Annotated in this window: 14 protein-coding genes; 6 read left to right on the top strand and 8 right to left on the bottom strand. The window is 53.6% G+C overall.

The window, feature by feature from the left end; all coding sequences use genetic code 11:
- Positions 1-5 precede the first annotated feature (5 nt).
- Positions 6-944: a LysR substrate-binding domain-containing protein gene (locus ACE3MN_RS22690; protein ID WP_375364175.1), complete on the bottom strand. Its 939-nt coding sequence runs from the start codon at positions 942-944 to the stop codon at positions 6-8.
- A 279-nt stretch (positions 945-1,223) separates the two neighbouring features.
- On the opposite strand from ACE3MN_RS22690, the gene ACE3MN_RS22685 reads away from it, so the two are divergent.
- The 5 genes from ACE3MN_RS22685 to ACE3MN_RS22665 all read left to right on the top strand — a co-directional run bounded on the left by ACE3MN_RS22685 (position 1,224) and on the right by ACE3MN_RS22665 (position 8,174).
- Complete coding sequence (locus ACE3MN_RS22685; protein WP_004872291.1) at positions 1,224-2,279, top strand: 4-oxalomesaconate tautomerase; 1,056 nt, start codon at positions 1,224-1,226, stop codon at positions 2,277-2,279.
- 106 nt (positions 2,280-2,385) lie between these two features.
- Entirely contained in the window at positions 2,386-3,819 is a 1,434-nt protein-coding gene (locus tag ACE3MN_RS22680) for an anion permease (RefSeq protein WP_004872289.1), read from the top strand.
- Between the two features lie 147 nt (positions 3,820-3,966).
- The gene (locus ACE3MN_RS22675; RefSeq protein WP_370512419.1) at positions 3,967-5,259 is read left to right on the top strand and encodes an SLC13 family permease; all 1,293 of its coding nucleotides are present in this window, start codon (positions 3,967-3,969) and stop codon (positions 5,257-5,259) included.
- Positions 5,260-5,334: 75 nt separating this feature from the next.
- A complete protein-coding gene (locus tag ACE3MN_RS22670; protein ID WP_004872286.1) occupies positions 5,335-7,626 on the top strand; it encodes a hydratase in 2,292 nt (763 codons plus the stop codon).
- 185 nt (positions 7,627-7,811) lie between these two features.
- Positions 7,812-8,174, top strand: a complete 363-nt coding sequence (locus ACE3MN_RS22665) for a DUF805 domain-containing protein (RefSeq protein WP_004872283.1) — start codon at positions 7,812-7,814, stop codon at positions 8,172-8,174.
- On the opposite strand, the gene ACE3MN_RS22660 is transcribed toward ACE3MN_RS22665, so the two are convergent.
- Positions 8,107-9,051, bottom strand: coding sequence for a LysR family transcriptional regulator (locus ACE3MN_RS22660; protein ID WP_024360370.1), 945 nt, complete (start codon positions 9,049-9,051; stop codon positions 8,107-8,109). The genes ACE3MN_RS22665 and ACE3MN_RS22660 overlap by 68 nt on opposite strands.
- Positions 9,052-9,143: 92 nt before the next feature.
- Here ACE3MN_RS22660 and ACE3MN_RS22655 point away from each other — a divergent pair, with 92 nt between their 5' ends.
- Positions 9,144-9,773 carry a serine-tRNA(Ala) deacylase AlaX gene (locus ACE3MN_RS22655; protein ID WP_024360369.1) on the top strand — a complete coding sequence of 210 codons (630 nt, stop codon included), beginning with the start codon at positions 9,144-9,146 and terminating at the stop codon, positions 9,771-9,773.
- Positions 9,774-9,817: 44 nt separating this feature from the next.
- Here the strand turns inward: ACE3MN_RS22655 and ACE3MN_RS22650 are convergent, their stop codons facing one another.
- From ACE3MN_RS22650 to citS, 6 genes are all read right to left on the bottom strand, one after another.
- Positions 9,818-10,516: a response regulator gene (locus ACE3MN_RS22650; protein WP_004872280.1), complete on the bottom strand. Its 699-nt coding sequence runs from the start codon at positions 10,514-10,516 to the stop codon at positions 9,818-9,820.
- Positions 10,509-12,137, bottom strand: a complete 1,629-nt coding sequence (locus ACE3MN_RS22645; protein WP_004872278.1) for a sensor histidine kinase — start codon at positions 12,135-12,137, stop codon at positions 10,509-10,511. Before ACE3MN_RS22645 ends, ACE3MN_RS22650 begins: the two co-directional genes overlap by 8 nt.
- A gap of 246 nt (positions 12,138-12,383) precedes the next feature.
- Complete coding sequence (locus ACE3MN_RS22640; protein WP_064342152.1) at positions 12,384-13,685, bottom strand: oxaloacetate decarboxylase subunit beta; 1,302 nt, start codon at positions 13,683-13,685, stop codon at positions 12,384-12,386.
- Between the two features lie 12 nt (positions 13,686-13,697).
- A complete protein-coding gene (gene oadA, locus ACE3MN_RS22635; RefSeq protein WP_375364174.1) occupies positions 13,698-15,461 on the bottom strand; it encodes a sodium-extruding oxaloacetate decarboxylase subunit alpha in 1,764 nt (587 codons plus the stop codon).
- A 15-nt stretch (positions 15,462-15,476) separates the two neighbouring features.
- Entirely contained in the window at positions 15,477-15,725 is a 249-nt protein-coding gene (locus tag ACE3MN_RS22630) for an oxaloacetate decarboxylase subunit gamma (RefSeq protein ID WP_375364173.1), read from the bottom strand.
- A gap of 160 nt (positions 15,726-15,885) precedes the next feature.
- Positions 15,886-17,226, bottom strand: a complete 1,341-nt coding sequence (citS, locus tag ACE3MN_RS22625; protein ID WP_375364172.1) for a citrate/sodium symporter CitS — start codon at positions 17,224-17,226, stop codon at positions 15,886-15,888.
- Between the last annotated feature and the right edge of the window lie 211 nt (positions 17,227-17,437).

Here is a 17,437-nt window from a genome sequence, read left to right as displayed (position 1 = left end):
GGCGCTCAGGTGCTCTGAATGGGGTCGACGACGTTGCGCCATAGCGTGCCCGCTTCATCGGTCCACATCAGCAGTAATAGCGACGCTAATCGTTCTGCCGCCGCGGAAAGGGGCCGGTTCTTTACGCGGATCATACCCAGCGTGCGCCGGATCACCGGCTCGACAAGCGGAACGCTCACGACGGTGCTGTTGCCGCTATGGGGCATCGCCAGGCAGGGGAGCGCCGAGACGCCCAACCCGGCTTCGACAAGACCGAGCGAGGTCGACAAGTGTCGGACTTCATAAAACCAATCCAGTCGCCAGGGCTTATCAGCCAGGCATTTCTCGATTAACTGTCTGTTGCCGCTTGATTTCCTTACCCCGATTAAGGTTTGGCTCACCAGTTCCCGCCATTCAACTAATTGTCTCCCCGCCAGCGGATGGTCTTGCCGACACGCCAGAACAAAAGGTTCATTCACCAGAGGGATAAAATCGATGTCTGGATATGTGATGAAGTTCATGTTTATTCCAAAATCAACATCGCCTTTGCGTACCGAGTTCATGCACGTTTCTATACCTTGTTCATAAATTCGTACTTTGATGTTGGGATAGCTTTGGTTAAATAGCACGATAGCACGCGGTAAAAAGTAAAATACGGCGGTCGGAATGCAAGATAGCGTTACCGTATCATGTATTTGAGACGTTAAATCGTTGAGGTTAAATATTGCCGCATCAAGGCTGGCAATCAACGCTTTGGCCTTTGGGAGAAGCATTTTTCCGGCCTGAGTAAGCGCAATTTTTCGCGTGGTTCGTTCGAGCAGCGCAATATTCAGATTATCCTCTATTTTTTTTATCTTTTTAGTCAGCGCGGGTTGCGTGAGGTTGAGCTGCTCGGCTGCTTTACTAAATGAGCCTAGCTCCGCAACCGTGACAAAAGCTTTCATACCGGATAGTTCATTTTTCATTATTGCTCCGTAGGGGTTAATAAGCGTTTCTCTATGTAGATGACTAGTCATTATTAAGCGGGAATGCTTTTTTATTAATACTCAGCAGGAATAACTGTTATGGCAAAATTTTATCAACCGGTGAGATTCTGGCAAGTAGAATGAATTTGTAAAATGCCTGAGGTGATTGATATTGGCCGTTAATTAAGTAAATAAAAATCTTAAAAAACATAAAACCAATTAAATTCACGGAGCCGTTTTACACCATTCTTCTATTTCTTAGCGAATAAGGAACATGCTATGAAGAGCATTCCCTGTGTATTAATGCGTGGTGGGACATCGAAAGGCGCCTTTCTTTTAGCAGATGATTTACCCAAGGATATTCAGAAACGTGATGACTGCTTATTAGCCATCATGGGTTCGGGTCATGAGCTGGAAATTGACGGCATTGGCGGAGGGAGCCCACAAACCAGTAAGGTGGCGATTATCAGTCAATCGCTTAGCGAAGAAGCGGATATCGATTATCTGTTTGTTCAGGTCATCGTTAATGAACGGCGGGTGGATACAACGCCAAACTGCGGCAATATGCTGTGTGCGGTAGGCGGGTTTGCGATTGAACATGGGTTAGTTGAGGCGGCGTCTCCGGTTACGCGAGTGCGTATAAGAAACGTGAACACCAATACTTTTATTGACGCTGACGTTCAAACACCTGACGGCAAGGTTATCTATGAAGGGGATAGCCAAATCGATGGCGTTCCGGGGCGCGCCGCGCCGGTTGCATTGACTTTTTTGAATGCGGCGGGGGCCAAATCCGGACGCCTTTTCCCGACGGGTAATCGTATGGACGTATTCGATGATGTACGAGTGACCTGTATTGATATGGCGATGCCCATGGTGGTGATCCCGGCTCAGAGTCTGGGCAAAACCGGATATGAATCTGCGAGTGAATTAGATCGGGATAGCGGGTTATTAAAATCGCTTGAATCTATTCGTATCCAGGCCGGTAAGGCGATGGGGTTTGGGGATGTAACGAATATGGTTATCCCAAAACCGGTTCTGATTTCTCCTGCATTAAGCGGCGGAAGTATAAACGTACGCTATTTTATGCCGCATAATTGCCATAAATCGCTGGCGATTACCGGTGCTATCGGTCTGGCAAGCGCATGTATTATTCCGAAAACCATTGCTAATGAACTGACGAAGCTATCAGGCGACGGAATCATTAAAGTCGAACACCCCAGCGGCGGTATTGAAGTCGACTTAAGCCAGACGACTGAACGCCCAGAAGATATCCGGGCTTCGGTTATTCGTACTGCGCGGAAGATCCTTTCAGGAACGGTTTACATTCCCGAATAAATACCCACTCTCTGAGTATCTATAAAAATACCCGGAATCGGGGAGGGAGTGATGTGAATACGTTTCACCAGCATCCTTACATATTGATTGCAGGGAAGGAATGGAAATGCAAAAGAATAAATTATGGAAACTGCTTGTTATAATAGCAATACCGTTACTCATCAGTTTATTCCCAGCGCCAGAAGGGTTATCAAAACTTGCCTGGGTATTATCCGGTATCTATCTGGCCGCGATTGTCGGGTTAGTCATTAAACCTTTTGCTGAGCCCGTGGTCCTGCTGATCGCGGTGGCCGCATCAATGGTGGTTGTGGGAAATTTAGGCGACGGTTCGATAAAAGCGGCCAGCGTGTTAAGCGGATATTCATCAGGTACCACCTGGTTGGTGTTTTCTGCATTTACCCTGAGCGCGGCATTTGTCATTACCGGATTGGGTAAAAGAATTGCATATATTCTGATCGGCAAAATTGGCAGTACGACGTTGGGTCTGGGCTACGTTACCGCCTTCCTTGACCTGATCCTGGCGCCCGCGACGCCTTCAAATACAGCGCGTGCAGGCGGAATTGTACTGCCGATTATTAACAGTGTTGCCGTCGCTCTTGGGTCCGAGCCGGAGCGCAGCGCAAAACGCGTTGGTCATTATCTCATGCTGAACGTCTATATGGTGACCAAAACGACCAGCTATATGTTCTTCACCGCGATGGCCGGAAATATACTTGCGCTAAAAATGATCGAAGATATTTGCCATATAAAATTGAGCTGGGGAGGATGGGCGCTGGCGGCCGGATTACCCGGAATTATCATGTTACTGTTGACGCCGCTGATTACCTACAAGCTTTACCCGCCAGAACTGAAGAAAGTCGATAACAAAAAGATCGCCAAAGCCGGTATGGAAGCTTTGGGGCCAATGACGCTACGTGAAAAGATGCTGTCCTGCCTCTTTGTTCTTGCGCTTGGCGGTTGGGTATTTAGTCAATCGCTGGGAGTGAATGAGTCTACCGTGGCGATCGGCGTTATGGCGTTAATGCTGGTGTTGAGAATCGTCACCTGGGATGACGTGATTAAGAATAAGGGGGGATGGAATACGCTCATATGGTACGGCGGTATTATTGGTTTAAGTTCCCTGCTCTCCAAAGTTGGCTTTTTCTTATGGTTGGCTGATTTATTAAAAAATAATATTTCATTTAACGGTCATGGTAATGTCGCTTTCATCGTTATTGTTGCCTTAAGCATTTTAGTGCGTTACTTCTTTGCGTCAGGCAGCGCTTATATTGTGGCGATGGTTCCCGTTTTTGCTATGCTGGCGAACGTTTCTGGCGCACCGGTCATGCTAACTGCGCTCGCCTTACTCTTCAGCAACTCTTATGGTGGCATGGTAACCCACTACGGCGGGGCGGCAGGGCCAGTTATTTTTGGCGTTGGCTATAATGATATTAAATCATGGTGGATTATCGGTGGGATATTAGCGTTACTTACTTTCCTCCTGCAAATCACGCTAGGAGTATGGTGGTGGGAAATATTAATCGCCTGGAAGGTAATTTAAACATTTTTTGAGAAAATGATAGCTTAGCTGGGCATCACAGGGTGCCCAGGGGCAAGGTTTATTATTCAGAGCGGCATGTGGCTTATCTGCTCTTTTTATTTGAGCGTTTAAGTGTGGGTGAAGTTACCTGATTTTAAATATGATTATATGGCCTTTGATAAGGTGAGGTGTGATATATTTATGTCTCCAGTTACGATTACATTGTCGCTATTGGTTTTTTCTATAGTAATGTTTGTATGGGAAAAAATCCCGCTGGCTGTAACGGCCATGATTGTTTGTATTACTCTGGTGGTTACCGGCGTTTTTGATGTGCAAACGGCTTTTTCCGGTTTTATTAATCAAAATGTCATTTTGTTTGTGGCAATGTTTGTGGTCGGCGGCGCCTTATTTGAAACCGGCGTAACGGATAAGATTGGCGGTATTGTGACGCGTTATGCGCGGAGCGAAAAGCAGCTCATTGTCATCATTATGTTAGTCTGTGGGCTCCTTTCCGGAGTCTTGTCCAATACCGGCACGGCGGCGGTTTTAATTCCTGTGGTAATAGGCGCAGCGATTAAATCAGGGTACGCCCGCTCCCGGCTTCTTATGCCGCTGGCGTTTGCCTCGGCGTTGGGCGGTAATCTTTCGCTGATCGGTTCACCCGGCAACCTGATCGCGCAATCGGCGCTGGAACAGGTTGGCCAAAGTTTCGGTTTTTTTGAATACGCTAAGTTAGGTATTCCCATGTTAGCCTGCGGTATTCTCTATTTTGTGACTATCGGCTACCGGATATTACCCGGCAAAAATACGCTTCAGAAGCACGGCGCTGAAAGCATCAGGACGGTCGATTGCCCGACGTATAAGCAGGTGATTGCGCTGTCGGTATTGATCGCGACGGTATTGGGCATGATCTTCGAAAAGCGCATTGGTTTGCCGATCGCGATTATTGGTTCAATTGGCGCTTTATCGTTGGTTATTACCCGGGTGATTACTGAAAAACAGGCCTACCAGGCCATCGACTCGCAGACGATTTTCCTGTTCGGCGGTACTCTGGCATTAGCAAAGGCACTGGAAACCACCGGCGCTGGCGCGATCATGGCGCGCTCAATAATAGACTTGCTCGGACACCAGGCCTCGCCTTTCTTACTTTTAAGCGCCGTATTAATCATCTCCTGTATTTTAACCAATTTTATGTCAAATACGGCAACGGCGGCTTTATTAATGCCGATTGGCCTGTCTATTGCCCATTCGATGGGCGCCGATCCCCGGGCGGTGTTAATGGCGATTGTTATCGGCTGTTCATGCGCTTATGCGACGCCAGTGGGAACGCCTGCCAATATGATGATTTTTTCCGCCGGCGGATATAAGTTTGTCGATTATGTAAAAGTTGGTTTGCCGCTTATTTTGATATCGGTAATTGTTAGCTTTATTTTGTTGCCCATTTTCTTTCCATTTTATTAATCGCGGCCAGCGATCTTTTAAAAAGTAGGGCTAATCGCTCAGGCGTGATTTTTTCTACATCTAAGGATATATGTCATGATTAAATTATATGACCATGGAGTCTATATCTCGCATCAGCATGGTATTATTTGTGCTGATAATCGTTCAGCCGCGGTAGAGGAGAAGGAGGAGGCGCGCAAGAGAACGATCTCATGGTCGATTCTCTCCGCCCATAATACGTCAGGGGATGATCATAAGTTAAAAATTAAATTTGATTCAATGGCTTCCCACGATATTACTTTTGTGGGCATCATCCAGACCGCTAAGGCATCAGGCATGGAGCGTTTTCCATTGCCATATGTTTTAACGAATTGTCATAACTCCCTTTGCGCCGTCGGCGGCACGATCAATAGCGATGACCATATATTTGGCTTGTCATCAGCGAAAAAGTACGGCGGCATTTATGTCCCGCCCCATATTTCCGTTATTCATCAATATATGCGTGAGATGATGGCCGGCGGCGGGAAAATGATCCTGGGCTCAGACAGCCATACCCGCTATGGCGCTTTGGGAACGATGGCGGTTGGCGAGGGGGGCGGAGAATTAGTTAAGCAGCTGCTCGGTGAGACCTGGGATATTGATTATCCAGAGGTAGTTGCGGTGTATCTGACGGGTAAACCCTCTCCCGGCGTTGGCCCTCAGGATATTGCCCTGGCGATCATTGGCGCGGTGTTTGAGCGCGGTTACGTGAAAAATAAAATTATGGAGTTTGTTGGCCCGGGCGTGGCGACGATGTCTACCGACTTCAGAAATAGCGTGGATGTGATGACAACGGAGACCACGTGTTTATCCTCTATCTGGCAAACCGATGAAGAGACCAAACACTACTTACGCATTCATGGCAGGGAGCAGGACTATTGTCCGCTCTCGGCAAAAGAGATGGCTTACTATGATGGCTGCATAGAAGTGGACTTAAGTAGCATCAAGCCGATGATCGCCTTGCCCTTTCATCCCGCCAACGTATATGAAATTGATACGCTTAATGACAATTTGCAGGATATTTTGCATGAGGTCGAAACGGCGGCCGATAAAATTTCCCAGGGACGCGCAGCGCTCACCCTGCGGGATAAAATCGAAAATGGCAAACTGCGGATTCAGCAGGGAATTATCGCCGGTTGCGCCGGCGGAAATTATGTTAACGTGGTCGAAGCGGCGCATGCCCTAAAAAACCGCTCCTGTGGTGACAACGCTTTCTCTCTGTCGATATATCCCTCTTCCCAACCGGTATTAATGGACCTGACTAAAAAAGGCATGACCAGCGCGCTGTTGAGCGCCGGCGCGATTATGCGCACCGCATTTTGTGGACCCTGTTTTGGCGCAGGCGATACGCCCATGCATAACGGATTAAGCATTCGCCACACGACGCGTAATTTTCCAAACCGGGAAGGGTCAAAACCGGGGAATGGGCAAATGTCGGCTGTCGCGCTGATGGATGCCCGCTCCATTGCGGCGACGGCAGCCAATGGGGGCGTGCTGACATCGGCTTGCGAACTCGATTGCTGGGAAAACATTCCGCAGTATGAATTTGATGCTTCGCCTTATAAAAATCGCGTTTATCAAGGCTTTATTAAGGGGGCGACGCAACAATCGCTGATTTATGGTCCGAATATTAAAGACTGGCCGGAGATGAGTGCGCTAACGGAAAATATTCTGTTAAACGTGACCTCAAAGATAATGGATCCGGTGACCACCACCGATGAACTTATTCCATCAGGAGAAACCTCTTCATTCCGCTCCAATCCTTTAGGGCTGGCCGAGTTTACCCTTTCACGACGCGACCCGGGCTACGTTGGCCGCAGTAAGAAGATTGCCGCTCTGGAAACAAGGCGGATGACAGGCGACAACCCTTGTCGTCTGGAGCCGGAGCTTGAGGCGGTTTTTTCCCGGATCCGACAGCTGCCGGGACAGGAAAATGTCACCCTCGAGCAGACGGAGATAGGCAGTATGGTGTATGCGGTAAAACCCGGCGATGGTTCCGCGCGCGAGCAGGCCGCCAGCTGCCAGAGAGTCCTCGGCGGCCTGGCGAATATTGCCCAGCAGTATGCGACCAAGCGCTATCGTTCAAACGTTATCAACTGGGGGATGCTGCCGCTGCAGATGGAGGCGCTGCCGGAATTTGAAGTGGGCGACTTCATCTATATCCCGGGAATCAAGTCCGCTTTGGAAACCAATATGAGTCAAATTACCGCCTTCGTGATTAGCCCTCAGCATCCCGTTAAAGAGATCTCGCTTTATATGGAGGGATTAACCGCATCAGAGCGGGAGATTATTAAAGCGGGGAGCTTAATTAATTATAATAAATTACGCTTAACAACCCACCAACATTAAATGATCTTCATCGGCAAGATGAATAAATGGGGATGATATATCATCCCCGTTTTATTCATAGCCGAGGCAAAATAACTCACGTTCAAAACTCTCGCCGTTTTGCGCTATCGCATGATGGGTTATTCTGGCGTAATCTCTCCGGTACGCAGCCAATACTGGATTGGGCTATGAACAGGGAGAGAAAAATGACGAATGGACAAGCGTATTTTAACGGATGGAAAAAGGGCCTCGATTTTAGCGGAGTGGCCAGCAGGCAGGAGTTTTGGTCTTTTTTGCTCATCAACCTGTTGATTCTTGCCCTGCCGCTGGCGACCTGGTTTTTGGCGATGCAGCATAACTCTCAGTACGGCGTTTTCATTTTTTTCGCTGCACCGCTCAGCGGTCTTCTTTCGCTGCCGATGATTGTTCCGCTGCTGGCCGTTGGCTGCCGCAGGATGCACGATATCGGTCGTTCAGGATGGTGGTTCGCCCTGTGCCTTATTATTCCATGGTTTTTGATCGTCGCGCTATGGCTGTGCTGCCTGAAGCCGGCTGCATCTTCTCGCTGAGATAATCAATCATCGCCCGCATTCTGGCGGGCATATGCTTGTTGCCCGACCACAGTAGCCACAGCTGGCCGGAATAGCTGCTGATAAACTCCCACTCCGGTAAAACCTGCACAATCTCGCCGCGCGCCAGCGCCTCACGGGCGGTAAACAGCGGCAGGCTGCCGATCCCCAGATTTTGCTTCACGGCATCGAGGCGCACGGCGGTGTGGTTGGCGGCGTAGCGGCCGTGGGTCTGGATCGTCTCCGTTTTCCCCGCACGGCGGAATTTCCAGCGCGCATCGGCGGGCGTTTCGCCAAGGCTGATACAGCTATGAGCGCGCAGGTCCTGCGGCGTTCGCGGCGTTCCATGTTGTTCCAGGTAGCCGGGCGTCGCGCAGACGAGGTGGCTTATCGTCATCAACGGTTTACCGTGCAGACCCGGGGAAGGGGTGTGGGTGATACGCAGCGCCAGGTCAATACCGTCATCGATAAAATCGAGAACCCGATCCTCAAGCCGCAGACAGACGTCGACCTGCGGATAGCGGGTAAAAAATTCCAGCATCAGCGGGTGAATGGCAAACCGGCCCACGGCTTTCGGCACGCTTAGCGTGAGCTTGCCCTGCGCCACCGCCTGGGTACTGCTGGCGGAATCCATAGCCAGACGCGCCGACTCCAGCATCTCCAGCGCATGTTCATACACCGTCTTACCGGACTCGCTGAGGCGTAGCTTGCGCGTTGTGCGATGCAGCAGCTTGCAGCCCATCTCCTGTTCAAGGCGAGAAACGCTGCGGCTGATAGCCGAGGGCGTCGCGCCCGTCTGGCGCGCGACGGCGGAAAAGCTGCCCTGTTCAACAATCTGCACAAACAGGGCGAGGTCGGGCAGTAGGCTTAGATTCATTTGTGCTTCCAGGGCAAAATTGCATTGATGTCAGGCGGGATTATCGCCACCAGTAATATCAATATACTGTCCTGACAGAGAGGAGAACAACCATGACTGAACGCCTTTATTACACCAGCGACGCCACTGAATGCCTGGCGCGAGTCGTCAACTGCCTGAGCGAAGCCGATGGCCGCTATGCCATTGAGCTGGACCGTACGCTATTTCACCCGCAGGGCGGCGGTCAGCCGGCGGATCGCGGCTGGATTGCCGATCTGGCGGTCGAAGGCGTGGTTTCGCGCGGCGATAGCGTAGCGCATATCGTTTCACAGCCGCTGCCGTCAGGCGAGGTCACGATCCGTATCGATGCGGAAAGCCGACGGCTTCACGCGCGCCTGCACTCCGCCGGGCACGTGCTTGCCCAGGCTGGCGAGCTGTCAGGCTGGCAGCCGATGAAAGGGCATCACTGGCCGGGAGAAAGCCGTATCATTTTTGCCGCCGGGGCTAACGGCGGGCTGCCCGAAGCCAGCGCGCTGCTGGAAAAAGTCGCCGCCTGGCAGGCAGGAAATTTACCGCGTCAGGTCGCTTTTGCCGATGGCCTGCGCCAGATTGGGTTCGGCGATATGCAGAGCTATCCCTGCGGCGGTACGCACGTTGCCAGCCTGTCCGAGCTGGGGAAAATCGTCATTAGCCAGGTGAAGATGAAAAAAGGCCAAATTATTGTCAGCTACACCGTGGAATAAGCGCATGAAAGGAGATGCGCGATAAACAGGGCATCTCCTGGGGCTTAAATAGGCGCAGGATGTTTACCGTGATAAATCCGCTCCGGTCTGCCGACTTTGCCATAGCTGATTTCAGCTTCAAGAAAATCATTTTTAACCCCTTGCTCAAGGTAACGGCGGGCGGTGGTTTTACTGCTGCCGAGAATACGGGCGAGCGTGTCTGCGGTATGGACCGTTTCCGGGTCGGCGAAGAGCTGCAATACCCGGTTAAAGGTGCTCTCATCAATACCGCGCAGCGGAGAGCCTGCGGCTTCCGTATGCTCTTTTGCCTGGATATTGAACAGGGCGTCAACATGGGTTTGGCTTGCCTGTTCGCTTGAGCGCAGAGAGCTGCGATAGCGGGCAAAACGCTCAAGGGTATGCTGCAATCGCTGATAATGAACCGGTTTAATCAGGTAATCAAAAACGCCCATCCGCAGGGCTTCGCTGATGGTATCCATATGGTTATCGGCGGTGATGAAAATGATACGCCCTTGATAATGCGTGTTGACGGCGTGGCGGATCAAATCGAGCCCTTTACCATCGGGCAAGAAGTTATCCAGCAGAGTGAGCTGGGGCTGATAGAGGCGAAGCAGCTTTTTCGCGCTTTCCAGTTTATCGGCAATGCCAATGACTTCGAACTGGGGAAATTGCTTGATCGTATCCACCAGGATTTCCGCCAGCATAGGTTCGTCTTCAACGATAAGAGTTGTAATGCTATCCATGATGTTCATCTCTGGTCAGGGGGATATAAAGGGTAAAAATTGTGCCAAAAGGAATGTTGTTATCGACGACGATATTGCCGCCGGCTTGCTCAACGTAGCTGCGAACCAGCCAGAGTCCGATGCCGTGATCGCCGCTGTCGCTGCTGGTGACGCCGCGTTCAAAAATACGATCGCGCAGCGATTCGTCAATTCCGCAGCCCTGGTCGGCGATCTCGACGATCGCTTCGTCGCCCTCGCTGTTGATCAGGCATTCGATCTGCCTTGAACCTGTCGGCTGGCGCAAGGTGGCGTTGTAGGCATTGTCCAGCAAATTACCGACGATCGAGATCCACTCATTATGCGAAAGCGACGAGGGTAAGGTCTCAACGTGGCAGGCGGGATCGAATACCAGCTCTATTCCGAGCTCTTTGGCGCGGTAATACTTGCCGATCAGCAGCCCGGCAAGGTGATTCACTTTAAAGTTACGGGCAATAAAATCGAGCACCTTCTGGTGGCTTTCAGACTGCTGCTGAATAAGATCCAGCGCGTTGTCATAGCGTTTTAAAAACAGCAGCCCGGCGATGGTGGAGATCAGATTGCGATGCTCGTGCTGCACGGCCCGCAGATTATCCGCGTACTGCTGAACCTGGCTAAGCTGCAGGCTCAGGGTGTTGATATCGTCTTTACTGCGAAAGCTAATGACCCAGCCCTGAGGCTCGCTATTGAGCGTGACGGCCATGCGGCTGGCGATCACTTTAATCTGGTTAAAGGTGACGATTTCGTCTTTTTTATTGGTCTGCGGCGCGTCATAGAAGAATGCCTCCTGAGAGATCACGCTATTGATGCTTTTGCCAATCAGGATGGTTTCCGGCTGGCTCAGGTTTAATAGCCTCCGCGCGGTCTGATTGATGGCGGTAATTCTGTAATGAGAGTCAATGGCTATCAGCCCCTCAAAGACCGATTCAAACAGGACGCTCTGCTGGATGAGCAGCTGTGATAGCTGCTGAGGTTCCATATTTAGCATCTGCTTTTTAATATGCAGCGAGAAGCGCCGCGCGCAGTAAAGCAGCAGGAGCAGCATAATCGCCATCGGGATCATCAGCGATCCGATTTGCAGGCTCAGCCAGTTCTCTAACTGTTCGATGGTGTATCCCACCGATACGATGCCGATCACTTTCCCGGTGCTGTCCTGGATCGGCGACTTGCCGCGTAGTGAAGAACCCAGCGATCCCTTACGCACCGACACGTAGCTTTTGGCGTTATATAGCGCCTCGTCGCTGTCTCCGCCCTCCATGTATTTACCGATCTCCTCAGGATTCACGTGATACAGGCGCTGGCCTTTCGCGTCGCCGACGGTGATATAGGTGGCGTCGGAAAACGAACGCATCGGGTCGATAAGTGCTTTAATGCGCGGTAAATCGTGCTTTTCCACCGCGTCAACCAGTTCGGGCATGGCGGAGATCTGCATCGCCTGAATCAGCGCGCGCTGCCCGACCTGGTAATGCAGGCGCTCCTCGGTAATGTTGGTGAGATACCATGACATCGCCAGCATCACGATTGTCGAGGTAAACAGGATCAGCAGGAAGATGCGGTTCTGAAACGAACGTCGGGCAAACCAGTGCGTGATTTTTCGGGCAAACATTGGGCGAATTGACATCAAAAGGTTATTTTCTCTTTTTTAGTGGCCGTCGGCGCGGAATCGGCCCACAGATTGACTGATTTCAGAACTCGCTTAGTCGGAATACGACGTTTTACGTACCTTCGGTTTGGGCTTTGGCACCGTCGCCTGGGGTATTTCCCGGAGGCGGCGCGTAGCGCCTGTCCGGGCTACCCGATCGCGCCAGTAGCCCGGATAAGGCGTCAGCCGCAATCCGGGAAAGGTAACGATTTACATCGCCAGCACGTACTTGAGCATCACCCCGGCGGCTATCGCCGAGCCAATTACTCCCGCCACGTTCGGGCCCATCGCGTGCATCAGCAGGAAGTTCTGCGCGTCCGACTCCAGCCCCACCTTGTTCGATACCCGCGCCGCCATCGGCACCGCCGACACCCCGGCCGAGCCAATCAGCGGGTTGATTTTGTTGTGACTGAACAGGTTCAGCAGCTTCGCCATCAGCACGCCTGCCGCGGTGCCGATACAGAACGCAATCACCCCCAGCACCAGAATCCCCAGCGTCTGCGGCTGGAGGAACTTGTCCGCCACCAGCTTGGCGCCCACCGATAACCCGAGGAAAATGGTCACGATATTTATCAGCGCGTTCTGCACCGTGTCGCTCAGGCGCTCCACCACGCCGCTTTCGCGCATCAGGTTGCCGAAGCAGAACATCCCCAGCAGCGGCGCCGCGTCCGGCAGCAGCAGCGCCACCAGCAGCAACAGCACCGCCGGGAACAGGATTTTCTCCCGCCTGCTCACCGTGCGCAGCTGCACCATGCGGATTTTCCGCTCCTTATCCGTGGTCAGCGCCTTCATAATCGGCGGCTGGATTAACGGCACCAGCGCCATATATGAGTACGCCGCCACCGCGATGGCTCCCAGCAGCTCCGGCGCCAGCTTGCCCGACAGGTAAATCGCCGTCGGACCGTCCGCGCCGCCGATAATGCCTATCGCCGCCGCCTGCGGCAGGGTGAAGCTGATAATCCCGAAGTAGTTCAGCGTCAGCGCCCCGAGCACCGTGGCGAAGATACCGAACTGCGCCGCCGCCCCCAGCAGCAGGGTGCGCGGGTTGGCCAGCAGCGGGCCGAAGTCGGTCATCGCCCCGACGCCCATAAATATCACCAGCGGGGCGATACCCGACCCGATGGCGACCTTATAGAACACCGCCAGCACCCCGGCGGAGTAGCCCATATCCACCGCCTGCTGCTCCATCTGCCCCTGCACCGACGGCAGGGCCAGGGCTAATGCCTCCTTGATGGCATGAACGTCCGGCAGGCAGTTGAGCTTCGCGGCAATCACCGCCAGCTGCCCGGCGTCGTGGTGGGCCAGCAGGCTCTCCAGGGCGGTCAGCGCCAGCCCGGCCTCCGGGATATTCGACAGCAGGCCGCCGAAGCCAATCGGCAGCAGCAGTAACGGCTCGAACTTCTTCGCAATCGCCAGCCACAGCAGCAGCAGGCTCACCAGCAGCATGATGGCCTGGCCGATGCCGAGGTGCATCAGGCCCATGCCCTGAATCAGGGCGTTCAGACTTTCCATGGTTCCTGTTCCTTACGCCAGCGTCATCAGGGTGTCGCCCACGGAGACCGCGTCGCCGGATTTCACCGCGATACCGCGCACGGTGCCGGCCTGCGCGGCGCGGATTTCGGTTTCCATCTTCATGGCTTCGAGAATCAGCAGCACGTCGCCTTCGGCGACCGTCTGGCCCTCGGTGGCAGTCACCTTCCAGATATTGCCCGCCAGCGGGGCGGTCACCGGGGTGCCTGCGCCTGCCGGGGCCGGCGCAGCAGCCTGAACGGGCGCCGGCGCAGTGAGCTGGCTGATATCGCCGCCGTCGCTGACCTTCACCACAAAGGCTTTGCCCTCGACTTCGACGGTGTAGACGCCGGAGGCGGCGGCTTTTACCGGGGCAGCGGCAGGTTTCGCCTCTTCCGCCTGCGGGACCGGCTCAAAGGCCGCCGGGTTATTGCGGTTCTCAAGGAACTTCAGGCCGATTTGCGGGAACAGGGCCACGGTCAGCACGTCGTCGATGGCGTTATCGGCAAGCGTGATGCCCTTCTCCTGCGCCTGGCGCTTCACGTCCGCTTCCAGCATTGCCAGCTCCGGTTTGAGTAAATCCGCCGGGCGGCAGGTGACAGCTTCAGCACCGTCGAGCACTCTGGCCTGTAATGCCGCATTGACCGGCACCGGGGTGTGGCCGTATTCACCCTTCAGAATCCCGGCGGTCTCTTTGGCGATGGTTTTGTAGCGCTCCCCGGTCAGGACGTTAAGCACCGCCTGGGTGCCGACAATCTGCGAGGTCGGGGTGACTAAAGGAATAAAGCCGAGGTCCTCGCGCACGCGGGGGATTTCCGCCAGCACCTGGTCGAGTTTGTCGGCGGCGTTCTGCTGCTTCAGCTGGCCCTCGAGGTTGGTGAGCATCCCGCCCGGCACCTGGGCCACGAGGATACGGCTGTCGGTGCCCTTCAGCTGGCCTTCAAAGGCGTGATATTTCCTGCGCACCTCGCGGAAGTACGCCGCGATGCTCTCCAGCTTCAGGATATCCAGCCCGGTGTCGTGTTCCGTTCCGGCCAGCGTCGCCACCAGCGCCTCGGTGGCCGGGTGGCCGTAGGTGGCGCTCATGGAAGAAATCGCCGTGTCCACGCCGTCGACGCCCGCCTCGATGGCCTTCAGCAGGGCCATCTCCGCCATCCCGGTGGTGGCGTGGCAGTGCAGGTGCAGGCGCACGTTGTGGCGCTTTTTGATTTCACTGACCAGCTCATACGCCGCCATCGGGGTGAGGAGACCGGACATGTCCTTGATGGCGATGGAGTCGACGCCGGTTTCCAGCAGCTGTTCGGTCAGGTCCAGCCAGGTCTGCAGGGTGTGCGCCGGGCTGGTGGTGTAGGAGAGCGTGCCCTGGGCGTGCGCCCCGTGGCTGCGCACCGCCCGCAGGGCGGCCTGCATATTGCGCGGGTCGTTCATGGCGTCGAAGACGCGGAAGACGTCCATGCCGTTTTTGACGGCGCGCTCAACGAAGCGTTCGACCACGTCATCGGCGTAGTGGCGGTAGCCGAGGAGATTCTGGCCGCGCAGCAGCATCTGCAGCGGGGTCTTCGGCATGGCCTTTTTCAGCTCGCGCAGGCGAACCCACGGGTCTTCGCCGAGAAAGCGGATGCAGGCGTCAAAGGTGGCGCCGCCCCAGCACTCGAGGGAGCCGTAGCCCACGTCGTCGAGCTGCGCGGCGACGGGGAGCATATCGTCAAGGCGCAGGCGGGTGGCGAACAGGGACTGGTGGGCGTCGCGCAGGACGACATCGGTAATGGCAACGGTCATGGATTCCTCCGTGAATTAAGGGTTAAGGCGGCGATGGTGGTGGATGGCGGCGGCAATCACCGGCGTTAAGCGGGCGAAGTCGTCAGCGGCCGCGGCGGCAGGTGCGGCCTTCGGCGCCGGAGCCGGTTCGGGGAAGAAGCGGTTGACGGCGGCGGACATGCCCTGGATGGCGAAAATCAGCACAAACAGAAACGCCAGCACGAACCCCATGCCGAGGAACATCAGGGTGAAGCCTTCACCCAGTAACAGTGCTGCATCAGTCATGAAACGATCCAAAAGTAAGGGCACGATGGCGCCTTTGAAGGTTAACCAATCGGTGCTTCCGGCTAAGGAGTAGGGTGGATTTCCCGAAGCCGCCCCCGGCTCTGGACCCTAATTTGCACCTCTGTGGTTGACGCTCAAATATCGCCATCGTGCGTGTTGGTTACATCATCATGCCGAACACGATGCTCGCGATGACCAGCACAATTCCGCCGCCCAAACGGGAAGAGATTTGCGCATAGGAGATAAGATTCATACGGTTACAGGCAGAGAGTACTTCCAGGTCGCCGGAACCGCCGCGGTTAGCCATGCACAGGCCCGCGGTAATCGCCGATTCAATCGGGAAGAAGCCAATCAGCCAGCCGCCGACAGCGGCGCCGACGACGGCGCCGACGACAATCACAGCGGCAATCACCACGTTAGCGAAGGTGATCGCGTCGATAATTTCCTGCAGGTCGGTGTAGCACACGCCGACGCCGACCATCAGCACCCACAGCAGTTGTTTAGAGAAGAAGTCAGACAGACGTTTGGCGCCAGCTTTGATTTCCGGCGAGCAGAGACCTGAAGCGTTCAGGGCTGCGACAATCAGCACCATCCAGGCAAAATAGTGGATAGACACGCCGCCAATGCTGGGCAGAATTTTCTTGGCGATAACGTAGGCCAGCAGGAAGCAGGTGATGGCGAGCACAAGGCCGACGGCCGTTTCGCGATGGGTAATCTGGCCCGCTTTTTCATCATCTTCTACTTTGAAGGAGGCCTTGCGTACCAGCTCGCCTTCGCCGCTCAGCCAGGTGTGTTTTTTACCGATAATATCGAGCAGCGCGGCAAAGACGATGGCAAAGATGTTGGCGATGGTCAGGATAGCGATCGCGGTTGAGTAGTACTCTTCACGCGAACGGCCGGTAACGGAGTGATAAATTTCAGACAGCGGCACCGCGCCAGCGCCGTTGCCGCCGCCCATAATCGGCAGGACGTACAGCATCATGATGCGGTCTACGGAAATACCGAAGCACAAGCCGATAAGAATACCGAAGATGGATGCGCCGAGGATCCCCATTAAGATGGTTGGAATATAGCCGAGCAGAGATTTCAGCAGCAGTTTACGGTTAACCGAGAGAATGGCGCCGGTAATCAACACGGCGATGAATAAATTCAGGAAATTACTTTTATCCATCACATTGGTGATCGCCTCAATTTCTTTCTGGGTAAAAATGCCAGCGTAAACGAAATAGGCGGCAACGAGGAAGATCATCACCGGCGCGCCGCCGATATATTTATTGAAGATTGGCAGGCGTTTGCCAATTTCTCCAAAAACAGCGCCAATAATAAACATGATGGCGAAGCCGCCGACAATGTCGGTCGGCAGGGCATTATAAAAATGTGAAAGTAGTAAAGTGATTAACGCAAAGGCGTAAAGCGGTAGCGGCATGCCGAAGATTTTAAACCCCAGAATATCGCTAACGCCTTTTTTCTCCGCAGATGGAGCCTGGCTCATATTAGTCATATGACGTCACCCTGTTAAAAAAAGGAATAATGGCGTTAGAACAAGCAATAATAGAACGGCGGCATAATAATAAATATGTTCCACGGCGATATGTGATTATCTTCACTGATTGGCCGTGTTTTTAATTAATTTAATTGTTTTTATTCTTCTGAATTAATTAACAACATAAAAACCATAAAGCCAATTAAGGTACGCGGAAAAATGTGATTTA

The organism is Klebsiella grimontii, assembly GCF_042137965.1.
Lineage (GTDB): Bacteria > Pseudomonadota > Gammaproteobacteria > Enterobacterales > Enterobacteriaceae > Klebsiella > Klebsiella grimontii.
Note: the sequence above shows the minus strand (reverse complement) of the source record. Positions and strands in the feature narration are given on the sequence as shown.

Excerpts from the sequence above, each read along its gene's own strand:
- ACE3MN_RS22630 (WP_375364173.1), bottom strand. The coding sequence starts at position 15,725 with ATGACTGATGCAGCACTGTTACTGGGTGAAGGCTTCACCCTGATGTTC.
- ACE3MN_RS22645 (WP_004872278.1), bottom strand. The coding sequence starts at position 12,137 with ATGTTTGCCCGAAAAATCACGCACTGGTTTGCCCGACGTTCGTTTCAG.
- ACE3MN_RS22655 (WP_024360369.1), top strand. The coding sequence starts at position 9,144 with ATGACTGAACGCCTTTATTACACCAGCGACGCCACTGAATGCCTGGCG.
- ACE3MN_RS22670 (WP_004872286.1), top strand. The coding sequence starts at position 5,335 with ATGATTAAATTATATGACCATGGAGTCTATATCTCGCATCAGCATGGT.
- ACE3MN_RS22685 (WP_004872291.1), top strand. The coding sequence starts at position 1,224 with ATGAAGAGCATTCCCTGTGTATTAATGCGTGGTGGGACATCGAAAGGC.
- oadA (WP_375364174.1), bottom strand. The coding sequence starts at position 15,461 with ATGACCGTTGCCATTACCGATGTCGTCCTGCGCGACGCCCACCAGTCC.
- ACE3MN_RS22660 (WP_024360370.1), bottom strand. The coding sequence starts at position 9,051 with ATGAATCTAAGCCTACTGCCCGACCTCGCCCTGTTTGTGCAGATTGTT.
- ACE3MN_RS22650 (WP_004872280.1), bottom strand. The coding sequence starts at position 10,516 with ATGGATAGCATTACAACTCTTATCGTTGAAGACGAACCTATGCTGGCG.
- citS (WP_375364172.1), bottom strand. The coding sequence starts at position 17,226 with ATGACTAATATGAGCCAGGCTCCATCTGCGGAGAAAAAAGGCGTTAGC.
- ACE3MN_RS22640 (WP_064342152.1), bottom strand. The coding sequence starts at position 13,685 with ATGGAAAGTCTGAACGCCCTGATTCAGGGCATGGGCCTGATGCACCTC.
- ACE3MN_RS22690 (WP_375364175.1), bottom strand. The coding sequence starts at position 944 with ATGAAAAATGAACTATCCGGTATGAAAGCTTTTGTCACGGTTGCGGAG.
- ACE3MN_RS22675 (WP_370512419.1), top strand. The coding sequence starts at position 3,967 with ATGGCCTTTGATAAGGTGAGGTGTGATATATTTATGTCTCCAGTTACG.
- ACE3MN_RS22680 (WP_004872289.1), top strand. The coding sequence starts at position 2,386 with ATGCAAAAGAATAAATTATGGAAACTGCTTGTTATAATAGCAATACCG.
- ACE3MN_RS22665 (WP_004872283.1), top strand. The coding sequence starts at position 7,812 with ATGACGAATGGACAAGCGTATTTTAACGGATGGAAAAAGGGCCTCGAT.